The following is a 15,830-nucleotide window of genomic DNA, read 5'->3' on the forward strand; positions in this document are numbered from 1 at the left end:
CGATGGGAATGATACGCTTATAACCGGAAAAAGTCCTTTGTCATGGCCGCCGCAGGCGCGAAAGACGTTTTACATCCGGGCTGAAGGTGCGGCGGCACGCTGCCGGAACTCCCTGACGATGTCGGTGCCCGCCAGCGCCCCGTCGCACACCGCTTTGGAAATCTGAAGCAATCCGCCGGTGCAGTCTCCCGCCGCGTACAAGCCCGGCACGTTCGTGCGGCGCTTTTCGTCCACCGCCACCGAAACGCCGTTGACCTGAGCCCCGACCTTCCGCGCGAGATCCGCGCTGCCCGCCACGCCGACCGCGACAAACAGGCCGGCTGTTTCAAGCTCCGTTCCGTCTTCGAACCGAATTCTGTGAAGCGTTCCTTCCCCGGTCAGCTTCGCGATCTTCCGGGTCTCCACCGCCGTTTCCTTCGGAAACGCGGCCTGCGGCTCTTTCCCGTCCGTCAGAATCGTGACGGACGACGCAACCGGAAGCAGCTCCGCCGCCTCGTGCAGCGCGTAATCGCCGGCGCCCAATACGACGACCGGTTTTTTCCGGTAAAAGAAGCCGTCGCACACGGCGCAGTAGCTGACGCCCTTCCCTTCAAACTCCGTCAGGCCGGAAATTTTGGGCGTACTGCGGGAAGCCCCCGTCGCCATGACGGCAAACGGCGCGCGATAGGCGCTCCGCTTGGTTGAAATCAGGAATTCCCCGTCCCAGGAGAGGCCGACCACCTCATCCGTCACAATCCGCGCGCCGAGGCGTTTTGCCTGCGCGATCCCGTTTTCCAAAAGCCGCCGCCCGGAAACCGGTTCGGCAAACCCGTAATAATTTTCGATCCTGTCCGACTTTTCCAGCGCGCCCGCCCCGGAGGCGAGGATCGTCGTGGAAAGCCCTGCGCGTACCGTATACAGTGCGGCGGAAACTCCGGCGGGGCCGCCTCCCATGATAATCACGTCAGGCATGACTGTTCCTCCGATCTTTTTACTGTCTATCATAGTTCTCTTTATCCGTTCCTTCCGTGACGCCGTCACAAAGTTAAAGTTAAATTTTTAACTCTGTGTGATTTTGTCACGGAAAAAATAAGATGCTGCGATTATTATATACTCGTAATTAAAAAAAGGAAAGGCAGGAGAAATTTTGTATGGAATATTTGATTTCCTTTCTCGAAGGCTTTGTCACCTTCATTTCCCCCTGCCTGCTTCCCATGCTGCCCGCCTACGCGTCCTTCTTCGCCGGGCAGGACTCTTCCTCCAAACAAACGGCGCTGAAAAACGCGCTCGGGTTTGCCGCCGGATTCACCTCCGTCTTTCTTGCGCTCGGCGCGTTCGCCGGAACGTTCGGCGCGGCGGTCCGCCAGCACTCCCGAGCGGTCGGATGGATCGCCGGGGCCGTGATGATCCTGTTTGGCCTTCATTTCATGGGAGTCCTGAAGATCGGCTTCCTGAACCGCAGCCGCGTTTCAGGGTACCGGCCGGAGCAGCTCGGATTTTTCCGCTGCGCATTGTTCGGGGCCGCGTTTTCCATCGGATGGACGCCCTGCGTCGGCGCGTTTCTCGGCTCCGCGCTGATGCTCGCGGCGGCGGGCGGCGCAAGCGCGCAGGGCATTGCCCTGCTGTTCGCGTATTCGGCGGGACTCGGCATCCCGTTTGTGGCCGCCGCCCTGCTCATCGACCGGCTGAAGCGTTCGTTCGACTGGATCAAGCGCCATTACCGGGCCGTGACGGCGGCTTCCGGAGTCCTTTTGGTCCTTGTGGGAATTCTGACCGCGGCGGGCCTGCTGGTCCCGCTGTCCTGAGGAGGGAGAGCCATGAACAGAAAGCTGAAAACACTCCTGCTGACCGCGGCTTTTGCCGCTGCTCTCGCTGCGGCCTACTTTGCCTACACCGGGCTTTCCGCCCGATACCGGCCTGAAACGCAGCTTCCCGGCACGGATTCCCAGGCGGCTTCTTCCGCCACGGCGGCCCCGGACTTCACCGTGTACGACGCGGGCGGAAAAGCCGTCCGCCTGTCGGATTTCCGGGGAAAACCGGTCGTTCTCAACTTCTGGGCAAGCTGGTGCTACTACTGCAAACAGGAGATGCCCGAATTCAATGAAGTTTACGGAGAGGAAAAAGGCAACGTGCAATTCCTCTTTGTAGACTGGACCGACGGGCGGCAGGAAACTCAGGAAAAAGGCGAGGCATTTTTAAAAGAGAACGGCTACCTCTTCCCCGCCTATTTCGACCTGGACCAGGACGCGGTGTCCGCTTACGGGCTGACGGGCATCCCGGCGACCGTTTTCATCCGGGCGGACGGGACGGTCGCCGGAGGGCAGTCGGGCGCCATGGACAAGGACACGCTGAAAAAAGGGATCGAACTGATCCGGGACGACAAATCCTAAAATCACACGAAAGGGGTATTCAGATATGAAGATACTGATTGTCGGAGGCGTCGCGGGAGGCGCGAGCGCGGCATGCCGGCTGCGCAGGCTCAGCGAGGACGCACAGATCATTCTGTTTGAGAAGGGGGAATACGTTTCCTACGCAAACTGCGGACTTCCGTATTACATCGGCGGCACCATCAAGGACAAAGACCGGCTGCTGGTCACAAAGCCGGAGACCCTGCGCAGCCGGTTCAACATCGATGTGCGCGTCCAAAGCGAAGTCACCGCCGTCAACCGCGAAAAGAAGACCGTTACGGTCCTGAACCACGCGGATGGTTCCGAATACGAGGAGAACTATGACAAACTGATTCTTTCCCCCGGCGGAAACCCGAAGAGGCCTCCCCTTCCCGGCATTGATCTGCCCGGCATTTTCACCCTGAGGACCGTTCCGGACACATTCCGCATCGACGAATACATCACGGGGCATCGCGCGCGGAGTGCCGTTGTGGTCGGCGCGGGCTTCATCGGCGTGGAAATGGCGGAAAACCTGAAGGAGCGCGGGCTGAACGTCACCATCGTCGAGTTCCTTCCGCAGGCCGTCGCGCCGCTGGACCCGGAAATGGCGGCGATCCTGCACCGGCATCTGCGCGAAAACGGCGTCAGGCTCCGCTTTAACACCGGCGTGGAGGGCTTTGAACAAAAGGACCGGCTCACGGTCAAACTGTCCGACAAAACGGAGCTTCCCGCAGACCTGGTGATTCTGAGCATCGGCGTCGCGCCGGACAGCACCCTCGTAAAGGATGCCGGGCTTCCGCTCGGAATCAAAGGCAGCATCAAGGTCGACGACATGTTCCGGACCGGCGACCCGGACATCTACGCCGTCGGCGATGCGATCGAGGTCCGGCAGGCCCTCACCGGCGGGGAAACCCTGCTGGCGCTGGCCGGTCCGGCCAACCGGCAGGGCCGCGCGGCGGGCGAAAACGTGCTGGGAGCCCGCACCGTCAGGGCTGAAGGCGTCATCGGCAGCTCTGTCCTGAAGGTGTTCGGCCTGACGGCGGCATCCACCGGCCTGAACGAAAAACAGTTGAAGGAACAGAAGCTGCCGTACCGGAAAACCTACGTGCATCCGGCGGATCATGCTTCCTATTATCCGAATTCCGTTCCGCTGAGCATGAAACTGCTGTTCTCGCCGGAGGGCAAAATCTACGGCGCGCAGGCGGTCGGCGCGGCGGGCGCCGACAAGCGCATCGACGTGATCGCGTCAGCCATTCATTTCGGCGGCACGGTCTACGATCTGGAAAAGCTGGAGCTGTGCTATGCGCCGCCCTATTCTTCCGCCAAGGACCCGGTGAACATTCTGGGTTTTACCGCCGCCAACATTCTGCGCGGCGACGTCAGGCCGTTCTACGCCGAAGACACCGACAGCCTGGACCGCGGCAGGGTCACGCTGCTGGATGTCCGCACGCCGGAGGAAGCCTCGACCGGAATGATCGACGGCGCCGTCAATATCCCGGTCGACGAACTAAGAAGCCGTCTTTCCGAGCTGCCGAAGGACAAACCGGTCTACGCGTACTGCGCGGTCGGCCTGCGCGGCTATGTCGCGTGCCGCATTCTGACGCAGCACGGGTTTGACTGCTACAATCTGAGCGGCGGCATCAAGACCTGGCGCGACGCGCACGATAAACCGGACGCCCCCTCGCCGACCGACTGCATCGGCATGAAAAAAGGCGGCGGACCGGCAAAGTCCTGCGACCTGCCTCTTTCCGGCAATGAAACCGTAATCGAGGTGGACGCCTGCGGCCTGCAGTGCCCCGGACCGATCATGAAAACGGCGCAGGCGGTCAAAGCGGCGGCAGAGGGCGAGATTTTGCGCATCCGCGCGACGGACCCCGGATTCGTCTCCGACATCGGCGTCTGGTGCGAACGGACCGGGAACCGCCTGCTCGGAACAAAGCGGGACGGCGCCGCCTATGAGGTACGCGTGCAGAAATACGCCCCCGCTTCCCCCGCGGCCGCGCAGCCCGCGGGCGGCAGCGACAAAAGCATCATCGTGTTCAGCGGCGACCTGGACCGGGCGATCGCTTCGCTGATCATCGCGAACGGAGCGGCCTCCATGGGCCGGAAGGTCACCATGTTCTTCACCTTCTGGGGGCTGAATGTTCTGCGCAGAAGCAACCGCGTCGGCGTCAAAAAAGACTTTATGGAGAAGATGTTCGGGGCCATGATGCCGCGCGGGACGCAAAAGCTGGGTCTTTCGCGCATGAACATGCTCGGCATGGGACCGAAGATGATCCGCGGCGTGATGAAGCGCAAAAACGTCTCTTCCCTGGAAGAGCTTCTTCAGTCCGCCATCGACTCCGGCGTCAGGATCGTCGCGTGCCAGATGTCCATGGATATCATGGGAATCCGCAGGGAAGAGCTGATCGACGGAGTGGAAGTCGCCGGGGTCGCCACTTTCCTGGGCGCCGCGGAGCAGTCCGACACCAATCTGTTCATCTGACGGAGGACAGAGCAAAAAAGAGAGGCCGCTTACCGGAAATCCCGTCCGGCAAGCGGCTCTTTTCACGGATTCTTCCCAATGGATCAAATTGTATTTTCCCATGAAACGGGGTATAATTTTCGTAGATATCTTTGAAAACAGAGTCTCAACATACGTTATATCTTGTTGTGAGGAGTGATAAAAATGAATACGCCGTATCCCATCCGCCTGAACGCCGCCTGCAAGGATTACCTCTGGGGCGGCACCCGGCTGAGAACCGAATATCATCAGAACAGCGCGGCGCGGAAGGTCGCGGAAAGCTGGGTCCTTTCCTGCCACCCGAACGGCCCGGCCGTCATCGCAAACGGCGAATGCAGGGGCCTGACCCTCGCGGAATATATCGGCAGGGCCGGCCGCAGGGTTCTGGGCACGGACTGCGAAAAATTCCCGGATTTTCCCGTGCTGATCAAGCTGATCGACGCGAAGGAAGCCCTTTCCATTCAGGTTCACCCGGACAATGCGTACGCGCGCGCGCATGAGGGCGGGTCCGGAAAAACCGAAATGTGGTATGTCATCGGCCGCGAGAAGGGCGCGTTCCTTTACTATGGCTTCGATCACGAGATTTCAAAGGAAGAATTCCGCGAGCGGATCGAAAACAACACGCTGCCCGAAGTCCTCAACAAGGTCATGGTGGAGCCCGGGGACGTCCTGCTGATTGAATCCGGCACGCTTCACGCCATCGGCGCCGGAATCCTGATCGCCGAGGTCCAGCAGAACTCCGACCTGACCTACCGTATCTCCGATTACGGCCGGCTTGGAGCCGACGGGAAGCCCCGCGAGCTCCACATTCCGCAGGCGCTCGACGTTACGCGCCGCTGCCGGCCCGAACGCCCCGTCGGCCCGCAGGGAGAAGAAATCGCGGAACCCGGGTGCGTCCGGCAGCTGCTTTCCTCCTGTGAATATTTTACCGTCACCCACATGAAAATTACGGAATACACGCTGTGCGCGGGCGAAAAGAGCTTTCAGTCCCTTGTTTGTCTGGACGGCGACGCGGTGCTTCTGGACCGCGGCAGGGCGCTTCTCCCGTTTGGAAAAGGGGACAGCATCTTCATTCCCGCGGGATTCGGCCGCTATACCGTCAAGGGCGACTGCGAAATCCTCCTCACCGAGGTCTAAGGCGTGCGGCGCCGCTCAGCGGGCGGCACCCGAACCCGTCCCGCCATTACCGGCTAAAGCGCTTCAGCTTATCCCGCCGGCGGGCTGCCCGGATGGTCAGATCACCATTCCGCCGCTGACCCCAAGCACCTGGCCGGTGATAAACCCGGCCTGCGGCGATGCGAGGAACGCCGCGGCCTGCGCGATATCCTCCGGCGAACCGATCCGGCACAGCGGGGTCTCCCGCCGAAGCTGTTCCATCGTTTCCCCGGAAAAACCCGCGTTCATTTCCGTGGCGATCACCCCGGGGGCGATGCAGTTGACCCGGATGCCGGAAGGGCCGACCTCCTTGGCCAAAGCCTTCGTCAGGCCGATGACGGCTGCCTTGGCGGCGGAGTAATGCACCTCGCAGGATGCGCCGACCTGCCCCCACATGGATGAAATATTGATGATGCAGCCGCTCTTTTCCCGGATCATGGCCGGAAGGACGGCGCGGCAGCAAAGGAACACGCCGCGCACATCCACATTGAACATTTCGTCCCAGTCGCGGTCCGTCAGGTCGGTGAACAGCTTCTGCTGGGCAATGCCCGCATTGTTGACCAGCAGATCGACTTTTCCCGCGGCGCGGAACAGTTCCGCCACCTGAGCGGAATCGGAAAGATCCGCCCGCGCCAGAACGGCGGCTTCCCCGCCGTGAGCGCGCGTCAGCTCTTCCAGCAGGCTGCGCGCGCGCTTCTCGTTTTTGTGGTAGTGCAGCACCATCCGGTAGCCTTCGGCGGCGAGCCGGGCGGACACCGCCCGCCCGATTCCGCCGGAGGCCCCCGTAACAAGCGCTTTTTTCATGCGTTCCTCCGCCCTTCCGCTTTCTCCGCTTTTCAGGTTATTGTACCATAACGGACGCAAAAAGGCACGCGGAAAACGATCGTGCAGCAGACAAATTCTCTTTTCCCGCATAGTATATACAGAGAACGGTCTATTTCGGCCGTTTCAGTCTTTGCGAAAAGGAGGCTTTTTCTTGAGCTGTTTTAGTTATAATGATCTCAACCCGTGCCATCGGGTGATCCCCGCGTTCGTTCCGATCCAGCCGTGCTGCCCGTGCTGCCCGCCTGATCCCTGCCCGCCCTGTCCCTGTCCCTGCCCCCCCACTCCTCCCGTTTGCGATCCCAGGGTTCCGTCCTACGCATTTTATTACACCACCGCATCACAGGCCGTTGCAGCGGGTAACGGCGTGGTCTTCGGGGCTGGCAGCTCCACTCCGGACATCGTCCTTTCCAACGGGGCCTTGTTGTTCTCCAAGCCGGGTATCTATCTGATTCAATACCAGATTTCCCTGACCGCTCCTGTAGCGGGCACCACAATCAGCCTTTCCCTCAACGGGTTCCAAGTCGCCGGTTCAACAGTGGTCACAACCACGGACACCGGCTACAGCGGCCAGGCGATTGTCAGCGTCCCTGCCGGCGGAATCGTCTCTCTGACGGTGAGCGCCGCTTCGACTGTTTCCTTCGCCAGCATTACAGCCGTTCGCATTTCCTGCTAAAAGATTGCTTCCCGGTTCCGGCATGCCGGAAGTGGGAAGCCTTTTTATACCCTTGCGCGAAAATTCCGTTCCTGCATCTTCATTTTTTATTGGCAGAAAAGAATTGATTACATAGAATGGTAGAAAAGGTGTACCGTTTGCTTACCGGTATATCCGTCTGACAGCAGGAGGGGATCTTTTGGGTTGCAATCATGGTTTTTCAAACCGCAGCGGCCGTAACGCGGCCGAAAATTCCGCCCCGGCCATTTTGGGAACCGGCGGGCGCTTCAGCCCTTCGCGTCCTTCGAATTCTCCGGGACTTCCCGGGCCTCCCGGGCCGCGGGGTCCAATGGGATTTCAGGGGTTCACGGGGGACCCCGGTCCGGCGGGCCCTCCGGGACCCCGGGGACCGATCGGTCCGAGAGGCCCGGCCGGAACAGCCGGACCGGCCGGTTCCTCGGCAATCATTCCATTCGCTTCCGGCACGCCGGTCACTCTGACAACGGTGGCGGGGGGCGCGCCCGGTACTGTCGGGCTGGTCGCTTTTGGCGTGAGCGCGCCCGGCGCCTTCCTTCTCGGATCCATCGACTTATCGGATCTTGCCAACTTCGCGTTCTCCATGCCGCGCAGCGGGATCGTCACTTCCGTCGCCGCCTTCTTCAGCACAACGGCGGCGCTCTCCCTAGCAGGCACCTCCCTCGTGATCACCGCCCAGCTGTACAGCTCGGCGATCGTAAACAACACATTCTCGCCGGTTCCCGGGGCTTTCGTCAGCCTGCCGGCACTGAGCGGCACGGTCCCCATCGGGACTCCCGTGAGCGGCATCACGAGCGGCCTTGCCGTTCCCGTCACCGCGCAGACAAGGCTTCTAATGGTCTTCTCCGCATCCGCGTTGGGCATCACTTCGATCAACACGGTCTGGGGGCATGCCAGCGCGGGAATTTCCATCAACTAATTTCACTAAAAAAAGTCCTCGTTCCGAAATGGAACGAGGTTTTTTTGGTACGCACAGTCTAAAAATGAACGTATTCCAAAACATAGCGAATGATAAACAGCACCGCGATGATATACAGGATCGGGCTGACCTCTTTCGCTTTGCCGCGCACCAGCTTGATGAAGCAGTAGCTGATGCTCCCGAACGCAATGCCCTCCGAAATGCTGTAGGCAAACGGCATCATGGCAATGGTCAGGAAGCAGGGAATGGCGGTCTCCATATCGTCCCAGTCGACATCCCTCACGCCCCCGATCATCATCACGCCGACAATCAGCAGGACCGGATAAGTCGCGGAGCCCGGGATAAACCCGAGGAACGGGGAAAGGAAAATCGCGAGGATAAAACAGATGGCAGTCGTCACGCTCGTCAGGCCCGTTTTTCCGCCTTCTGAAATTCCCGCGCTGGATTCCACATAGGTCGTCACCGTGGAGGTCCCGAACACCGAGCCGACCGCGGTCGCAATGGCGTCGGCCATCATGGCCCGCGTCGCGTTCGGCAGCTTGCCCTCCGGAGTGAGGAAACCGGCTTTTCCCGCCGTGCCGTACAACGTGCCGACCGTGTCGAACATGTCTACCATGGTCAGGGAGATAAGAACCGCGATCAGCGAGAAGAGCGCCACGCCAAAGCCCTCGTTTGTATGGAGCAGTTCCGGAAATCCGTTCAGGAACTGTCCGAAAGTCGGCGCGAGGGAACTGCCGGTCGAGAGGCCTTTGGCGATTCCGACGTTGGCGCCGAAACCGAACTGCATGACGGCGCCAACGAGGCTGGTGGCAACGATGCTGATGAAAAGGCCGCCCTTCACGCCGTAAACAACCAGCAGCACCGTAATGAAAATTCCGATCAGGGCAAGCGCCGTGGACGGAGCCGTAAAGTTCCCGAGCGTGATGATGGTGGATTCGCTCGGCGCGACGATCCCGGCGCCTTTGAGCGCGACAATCGAAATAAACAGCCCGATGCCGCCGCTGATGGCCCTTTTCATTGAAAGCGGAATGGCGTCCACGATCTTCTCACGGATGCCGCTCGCCGTAATCAGAATGAAAAGCGTGCCGGAAATGAAAACCGCGGCCAGCCCGGCCCTCCAGGAAAAGCCGTAAGTGCCGCAGATCGTGTAGGCGAAGAACGCGTTCAGCCCCATGCCCGGAGCCTGTGCCAGCGGATAGTTCGACAGAAGGCCGCTCATCAGGGTGCCGATTGCCGATGCGATGCAGGTTGCCAGCATCACCGCGCCCTTGTCCATCTTCGCGTCGCCCAGAATGGCCGGATTGACGAAAATGATATAAGCCATGGTGAAAAATGTGGTGAGCCCCGCAAGGATCTCCGTGCGGACGTCCGTGCCGTTCCCCTTCAGGTTGAAAAAGTCGCCCTTGGGATGGATCGCCGACGATGTACTGTCTGCCATGTTCGAATTCCTCCATAAAAATAGAAATTGCCCGACTCAGTCGCCGGGCCCCGTTTCAATTATAAAATAAGTATACCGGGTAATTATTTTTTAAGCAATGTGGTATTTACACAAAATTTCAAATTCTGATATAATTTATTCATACTTTTTATGAAATATCGAAAATTAAGTCAAAAAAGGCGGCATCCATGCCTGGAATGCCGCCTGGTTTAACCTGAGCCTATGCAAGCCGATCTTTTAATTTATTCAATTCCGCTTTGATTTCCGGCGGGAGCTTCTCGCCGAATTTCTGGTAGAATTCCTCAATCCCGTCGGCTTCCTTCCGCCATTCCGCTTTGTCCACATCAAGAATCGACTGCAGCGTGCCGATATTCATGTCAAGATCCGTCAGATTGATGTCGTCCGCTTTCGGCACATAGCCGATCGGGGTATCCACCGCGTCCGCCTTGCCCTCGCAGCGCCTGATGATCCATTCGAGCACGCGCAGGTTGTCACCGAAACCCGGCCAGATAAAGTGGCCCTGCTCGTCAAGCCGGAACCAGTTGACGTTGAAGATCTTCGGGGCCTTGTCGCCAAGCCTCGCGCCCATGTCGATCCAGTGCTTGAAATAGTCGCCCATATGGTAGCCGCAGAACGGCAGCATGGCCATCGGGTCGCGGCGCACGACGCCCACGGCGCCGGTCGCGGCGGCGGTTGTTTCGGAGGCCATGATGGAACCTACGAACACGCCGTTGTTCCAGTCCCTGGACTGGTACACCAGCGGAGTGGTGTGCGCGCGGCGCCCGCCGAAAATGATCGCGGAAATCGGGACGCCGCGGCCGCTGTCGAACTCAGGGCTGACGCACGGGCAGTTCTTGGCCGGCGCGGTGAAGCGGCTGTTCGGGTGGGCGCCCTTTTCCTTGCTGGTTGTCCCATCCCAGGGGCGGCCTTTCCAATCCATCCCGTTCTTCGGCGGATTGTGGTCGAGGCCCTCCCACCAGACGGTGTTGTCGTCCAGATTATGCGCTACATTTGTAAAGATCGTGCCGGATTTCGTCGTCGCGAGCGCGTTCGGGTTGGACTTTTCGTTGGTGCCGGGCGCCACGCCGAAGAATCCGTTCTCCGGATTGACGGCCCACAGCCTGCCGTCCGGACCGACGCGCATCCAGGCGATGTCGTCGCCGACCGTCCAGACCCTGTAGCCCTTTTTGCGGTAGAACTCCGGCGGAATCAGCATGGCGAGGTTCGTTTTGCCGCACGCAGACGGAAACGCCGCCGCAACATATTTGATCTCGCCCAGCGGATTCTGAATCCCGAGAATCAGCATATGTTCCGCCATCCAGCCCTCGGTTTTGCCAAGGTAGGAGGCGATGCGCAGCGCGAAGCACTTTTTGCCGAGCAGGACGTTCCCGCCGTAACCGGAATTGACGGAAATGATGGTGTTGTCCTCCGGGAAATGGCAGATGTACCGCTTTTCCTCGTCGATCTGGCATTTGCAGTGGAGGCCGCGCACCCATTCACCGCTGTTGCCGAGCGCTTTGACAACCTCCGTGCCGACCCGGGTCATGATGCACATGTTCAAAACAACATAAATAGAGTCCGTCAGCTCGATGCCGATCTTTGAAAACGGCGAGCCCACGGGTCCCATCGAATAAGGGATGACGTACATCGTGCGGCCCCGATAGCTGTTTCTGGCAATGCCGTACAGCATTTCGTAGGCCTTCGACGGCTCCATCCAGTGATTGGTCGGCCCCGCGTCTTCCTCTTTGCGGGAGCAGATAAAGGTGCGTCCTTCCACGCGCGCCACGTCGTTGACCGCCGTGCGGTGGAGATAGCAACCGGGCAGCTTTTCCTCATTGAGCTCGATCATTTCGCCGGTTTTGCAAGCTTCGGCTCTCAATAATTCAATTTGCTCCTGAGTTCCGTCAATCCAGAGAACTTTGTCCGGAGTGACAAGCGCCTTCATTTTTTCGATCCATTCCAACACCGATTGGTTCTGAGTCATATGCCTCTCCTTTCGGCCCAATGGCCAATTGAATATATTACTATTATAATACAACAATTTTTATTAATCAATCTTTCCGGACATGCCCGGGAATGAAATATTGGCAGTCTGATGGTTTTATTTCGTGCAAAATGAATAACATTCGTAAATTTCCTGCAAAGATTATACAGGAGAAAATTCCACCGGAAGCTCGGCACAGGCGTTCAGGTCCGGACCGGCGATATTTCCCGCGGCAAATTCATAGTACCCCTGCGCCGCGACCATGGCCCCGTTGTCGCCGCAGAGGGAAAGCCGCGGGCAGTAAAAGGAGAGGCCGCGCTCGGCACAGCGCGCGCGCAGCTCCCGGCGCAGAAGGGAATTGGCCGAAACGCCGCCCGCCGTGACCAGCTTTTGGGCCCCGGTTTGCTCTGCCGCCAGCAGGGCGTTTCTCACCAGGCAGTCGACGACGGCCCTGCGGTAGGACGCCGCAAGGTCCGGAATCGAAACCGTTTCTCCGCGCTGTTCCGCGTTGTGCAGCAGATTGATGACATTGGTTTTCAGGCCGGAAAAGCTGAAATCAAAGGGCGCGCCGTCCACGGAAGGCCGCGGGAGCCGGTACGCCTTATCATTGCCGCTCTCGGCAATTTTATCCAGTTCCACCCCGCCGGGATACGGCATGCCCATCGCGCGCGCGGCTTTGTCGAACGCTTCGCCCGCGGCGTCGTCGCGGGTGCGGCCGAGCACACGAAAGCCGGTGTAGCCCCGCACGTCGATCAGGTGCGTGTGACCTCCGGAAACCACCAGGCACAGGAACGGAGGTTCCAGCTCCGGGTGGGTCAGGTAATTCGCCGCGATGTGGGAGCGCAGGTGATGCACCGGCACAAGAGGCTTGTCCGCCGAAAGGGCCAGCCCCTTCGCGAAATTGACGCCGACCAACAGCGCGCCGATCAGCCCGGGGGCATAAGTGACCGCAACGGCGTCGATCCCGTTCAGATCCGTCCCCGCGTCGTCCAGCGCCTTCTGCACGATACCTGAAATCGCCTCGCAGTGCCTGCGGGACGCAATTTCAGGCACGACTCCGCCGTACAGCCGGTGTTCTTCCACCTGAGAAGCCACCGCATTGGAGAGGATCGTCCTGCCGTCGTCCACCACGGCGGCGGCGGTTTCGTCGCAGGAGGATTCAATTCCTAGAATTCGCATGGGTCCTCCGGTTCCTCCTCCCGAACGGCGGGACGTCTTTCCAGCCGGCGCTTTTTCCATCTGTCTGCCGGTTTCTCAATCGTATTGTTGTTGCCGCAGCTCACGGTGGTTCCGGCCTTGATCGGCGCAATCAGGAATCCGACGACGATCCCGATAAACGTGCAGGCCAGCGCCAGCAGCCGGGCCTCTTTTTTCGACATGGCAAATCCCCCTTTTTTCATAGGACAAAACATCTCTTCCCCGCGTTCGGAAGCATCCCGGTACCGTCCCGCCCGTCTTAACCGGCCGTCCGCTCCCTGCCGGCCGGCGGGCTGAAGGACGCAGCGTCACTCTGCCCGGAAATTCAGCGTCAGAATCAGCGCGTCCTCCGGCGGCGAACGGTAGAAGTTTTTCCTGCGCCCGGCCTCCCGCAGGCCGAGCGATTCATAGAGCGCGACCGCCGCCGCGTTGGAGGGCCGGACTTCCAGGCTGAAAAATCCCGCGTTCCGCCCCCGCGCCCGCTCGATCAGCCCCTGCGTCAGCGCGCGGCCGACGCCCCCGCGCCGGAAGCGCGGGAAAACGGCGATATTGTCCACATAGCATTCCCCGCAGACGCAGTGCATCCCGGCGTAACCCGCGACCGCCCCGCCGCACTCCGCGACCAGAAACACGGCGGTATCGCAGGACAGCTCCGCTTCAAGCCCCTTGAGTGTCCACGGTTCGGCAAAACAGATCCGCTCCAGCTCCGCAAGACTGTCCAGATGGCGCGCCGCCATGGGAACCAGTCTCAGACCATCCATCAGCGCCGCACCACCCTCCAGTCCGAGCCGTCCCGGATCCGGTAAATGACATGGATCGCGACCCAGATCAGGTTAAAGAGCATCAGAACGGAAAACAGCTTCATGCTGATAAACCGGAACCGGAACAGAAAGCGGCTGTAGGCGTAGAGGGAGGACAGCACCGTGATGACCGGAACATAAAACTTTTCCGGGAAATAAAACGCAAACACGACGGAGAGCAGGTCCGCGGGGTACCAGTACCGCTCGTGCATGTACGGCAGAAAATACGGCAGCATCATGGTGTAGAACAGCGCAAGGGAAATCAGCATTTCGTCGTTCAGCTGGAACTTTTTCGAACACAGATAGGCGAACGAGAACAGGACCAGCGCGCCTGCGGCCAGCACCGCGGCGCCGCCGAAGGAATCCGAAACATCGGAAGGAAACCAGGAGTACAGATTCGGCAGGTTCATGGTCGGTTCCCGGTATTCCTGCGCCTGTTGGACGTAGACGGTCAGCAGTTCGCCGAAATCACGGCCGAGCAGCGCGGCGGGCAGAATGGAGATCAGATAGACGAGCGGCGGGATCAGCAGGCAGCGCGCCCTTATTTTCCGCTTCAGCAGCAAAAGGAGCAGAAACGGGGCGAGGAACACCGCCTGCAGCTTGAGCGCGAACGCAATGGAAAACGCCGTGACCGCGCGGACTTCCCGGTCCTCCATCAGGTAACAGACACAGCCGAGCAGCGCGGCGGTATAGATGGAATCGCACTGCGCCCAGACCGACGAATTCAGAATGACGGTCGGCAGAAACAGCGTGATGGCGTAGGCGATCTCCCCCCAGAACTCGCCGTACTTGCGGTCGACCATGCGGAACACAAAGTACGCGGCCGCGACGTCCCCCGCGCACGACAGGGCTTTAATGAGATGCAGGCCGGAAAACGGAAGGTAGGAGACAAGGCCGAGCAGGTAGTAGTAAGCGGGCGTGTAGTCGCCGAAATCAAGGCCGGCCGCCGCAAGCCCTCCGTTCTGCCGGATCAGTTCAAACCACCCGGAGAGAAACTGCCTGTAGTCGCTGGAGACATAGCCGAAAAATCTCAGCCGGACCGCCATGGCGAGGACCGTCACGGCGATCATGAAAAAAATATTCTCCGCTTTGACAAAATTGACGAATGCCTTTCGCTTGCTCATCATTCTCCCACCTTGCGATAGAGTAAGAAATCGAATCCTGTTTCCGTGGTCAGCGCTTGGGTCCGGGCAAGGCGTTCGCAGCCTTCGCGCGGGGTTTTGCGGAAATAAGGGGTCATGGCGAACAGATCCTCCACGGCCCGTGTCCCGCTGATCGCAACGGTTCCCCTCACCGGCACGCGTTCCAGAAAGGCGAAGCCGGGATATTCCGTGTCCCTGCGCTCGTTCTCATACGGCTCGTCGTACAGGAGTTCTTTCAGCCCGTACAGATGGCGCTCCGACGGAACAGCGAGGACCAGAAGGCCCCCCGGGCGCAGGACCCGGAGCAGCTCTTCGGGCACGATCGGCGCGAAAACATCCGTCACGGCGTCCACGGAACCGTTAAGAACGGGAATGCCGAACATGCTGCCGACCGCAAAGGAAATTTCTCCGTATTTTTTCGCCGCGGCCCGCACGGCGGATTTGGAAATGTCGAAGCCGTACTGCTCCGGCCTTCCGCCGTTTTCCAGAAGGAACTCCCGCAGCCGGCCCGCGTAGTACCCTTCGCCGCAGCCCGCGTCCAGAAGCACGGGGCGGTCCGTTTCCACATGGTCCCGAACCAGCGCGTTCAGCCGGTCGCTGAAAATCCGGTAGTACCCTGACTCCAGGAACCTGCGGCGGGAGGCGATCATCTCCCGGCTGTCGCCCGGATCGGCGGAGTGCCTCTTGTTCGGCGGCAGCAGATAGACGTAGCCCTCTTTCGCGATGTCGTAGCTGTGCCCGTTCGCACAGCGGCAGGCCTTTTCTTCCCGCGCGAGCGGCGCCCCGCAGACGGGGCATGCGAAAATCCCCATG

Annotated in this window: 15 protein-coding genes; 6 read left to right on the plus strand and 9 right to left on the minus strand. The window is 60.0% G+C overall.

Features of this window, described 5'->3' with window-relative positions:
* Positions 1-69: 69 nt before the first annotated feature.
* Positions 70-951 carry an NAD(P)/FAD-dependent oxidoreductase gene (locus EQM14_RS15395; RefSeq protein WP_128744045.1) on the minus strand — a complete coding sequence of 294 codons (882 nt, stop codon included), beginning with the start codon at positions 949-951 and terminating at the stop codon, positions 70-72.
* Between the two features lie 179 nt (positions 952-1,130).
* On the opposite strand from EQM14_RS15395, the gene EQM14_RS15400 reads away from it, so the two are divergent.
* From EQM14_RS15400 to EQM14_RS15415, 4 genes are all read left to right on the plus strand, one after another.
* The gene (locus tag EQM14_RS15400) at positions 1,131-1,784 is read left to right on the plus strand and encodes a cytochrome c biogenesis CcdA family protein (protein ID WP_128744046.1); all 654 of its coding nucleotides are present in this window, start codon (positions 1,131-1,133) and stop codon (positions 1,782-1,784) included.
* A 12-nt stretch (positions 1,785-1,796) separates the two neighbouring features.
* Positions 1,797-2,369, plus strand: a complete 573-nt coding sequence (locus EQM14_RS15405; protein WP_128744047.1) for a TlpA family protein disulfide reductase — start codon at positions 1,797-1,799, stop codon at positions 2,367-2,369.
* A gap of 25 nt (positions 2,370-2,394) precedes the next feature.
* Positions 2,395-4,851: a DsrE/DsrF/DrsH-like family protein gene (locus tag EQM14_RS15410; RefSeq protein WP_128744048.1), complete on the plus strand. Its 2,457-nt coding sequence runs from the start codon at positions 2,395-2,397 to the stop codon at positions 4,849-4,851.
* 183 nt (positions 4,852-5,034) lie between these two features.
* A complete protein-coding gene (locus EQM14_RS15415) occupies positions 5,035-6,006 on the plus strand; it encodes a type I phosphomannose isomerase catalytic subunit (protein WP_128744049.1) in 972 nt (323 codons plus the stop codon).
* Between the two features lie 96 nt (positions 6,007-6,102).
* Here EQM14_RS15415 and ymfI read toward each other — a convergent pair whose 3' ends face one another.
* A complete protein-coding gene (gene ymfI, locus EQM14_RS15420) occupies positions 6,103-6,828 on the minus strand; it encodes an elongation factor P 5-aminopentanone reductase (RefSeq protein WP_128744050.1) in 726 nt (241 codons plus the stop codon).
* A 172-nt stretch (positions 6,829-7,000) separates the two neighbouring features.
* Here ymfI and EQM14_RS15425 point away from each other — a divergent pair, with 172 nt between their 5' ends.
* Both EQM14_RS15425 and EQM14_RS15430 read left to right on the plus strand, forming a co-directional pair.
* On the plus strand, positions 7,001-7,522 hold the full coding sequence (locus tag EQM14_RS15425; RefSeq protein ID WP_128744051.1) for a BclA C-terminal domain-containing protein: 522 nt from the start codon (positions 7,001-7,003) through the stop codon (positions 7,520-7,522).
* Between the two features lie 328 nt (positions 7,523-7,850).
* Positions 7,851-8,456, plus strand: coding sequence for an exosporium glycoprotein BclB-related protein (locus EQM14_RS15430; RefSeq protein WP_128744052.1), 606 nt, complete (start codon positions 7,851-7,853; stop codon positions 8,454-8,456).
* Positions 8,457-8,514: 58 nt separating this feature from the next.
* Here EQM14_RS15430 and EQM14_RS15435 read toward each other — a convergent pair whose 3' ends face one another.
* The 7 genes from EQM14_RS15435 to EQM14_RS15465 all read right to left on the minus strand — a co-directional run bounded on the left by EQM14_RS15435 (position 8,515) and on the right by EQM14_RS15465 (position 15,829).
* On the minus strand, positions 8,515-9,894 hold the full coding sequence (locus tag EQM14_RS15435; RefSeq protein ID WP_128744053.1) for an NCS2 family permease: 1,380 nt from the start codon (positions 9,892-9,894) through the stop codon (positions 8,515-8,517).
* Between the two features lie 220 nt (positions 9,895-10,114).
* Entirely contained in the window at positions 10,115-11,878 is a 1,764-nt protein-coding gene (locus EQM14_RS15440; protein WP_128744054.1) for a phosphoenolpyruvate carboxykinase (GTP), read from the minus strand.
* A 162-nt stretch (positions 11,879-12,040) separates the two neighbouring features.
* Positions 12,041-13,057, minus strand: a complete 1,017-nt coding sequence (tsaD, locus tag EQM14_RS15445; protein ID WP_128744055.1) for a tRNA (adenosine(37)-N6)-threonylcarbamoyltransferase complex transferase subunit TsaD — start codon at positions 13,055-13,057, stop codon at positions 12,041-12,043.
* On the minus strand, positions 13,045-13,257 hold the full coding sequence (locus EQM14_RS15450; RefSeq protein ID WP_128744056.1) for a hypothetical protein: 213 nt from the start codon (positions 13,255-13,257) through the stop codon (positions 13,045-13,047). Before EQM14_RS15450 ends, tsaD begins: the two co-directional genes overlap by 13 nt.
* 126 nt (positions 13,258-13,383) lie before the next feature.
* On the minus strand, positions 13,384-13,836 hold the full coding sequence (rimI, locus tag EQM14_RS15455; RefSeq protein ID WP_128744057.1) for a ribosomal protein S18-alanine N-acetyltransferase: 453 nt from the start codon (positions 13,834-13,836) through the stop codon (positions 13,384-13,386).
* Complete coding sequence (locus tag EQM14_RS15460) at positions 13,836-15,002, minus strand: hypothetical protein (protein ID WP_128744058.1); 1,167 nt, start codon at positions 15,000-15,002, stop codon at positions 13,836-13,838. The genes rimI and EQM14_RS15460 overlap by 1 nt, the downstream gene beginning before the upstream one ends.
* Positions 14,999-15,829: a putative RNA methyltransferase gene (locus EQM14_RS15465; RefSeq protein WP_128744059.1), complete on the minus strand. Its 831-nt coding sequence runs from the start codon at positions 15,827-15,829 to the stop codon at positions 14,999-15,001. Before EQM14_RS15465 ends, EQM14_RS15460 begins: the two co-directional genes overlap by 4 nt.
* Position 15,830: the final 1 nt, after the last annotated feature.

This window comes from Caproiciproducens sp. NJN-50 (assembly GCF_004103755.1).
GTDB lineage: Bacteria > Bacillota > Clostridia > Oscillospirales > Acutalibacteraceae > Caproicibacter.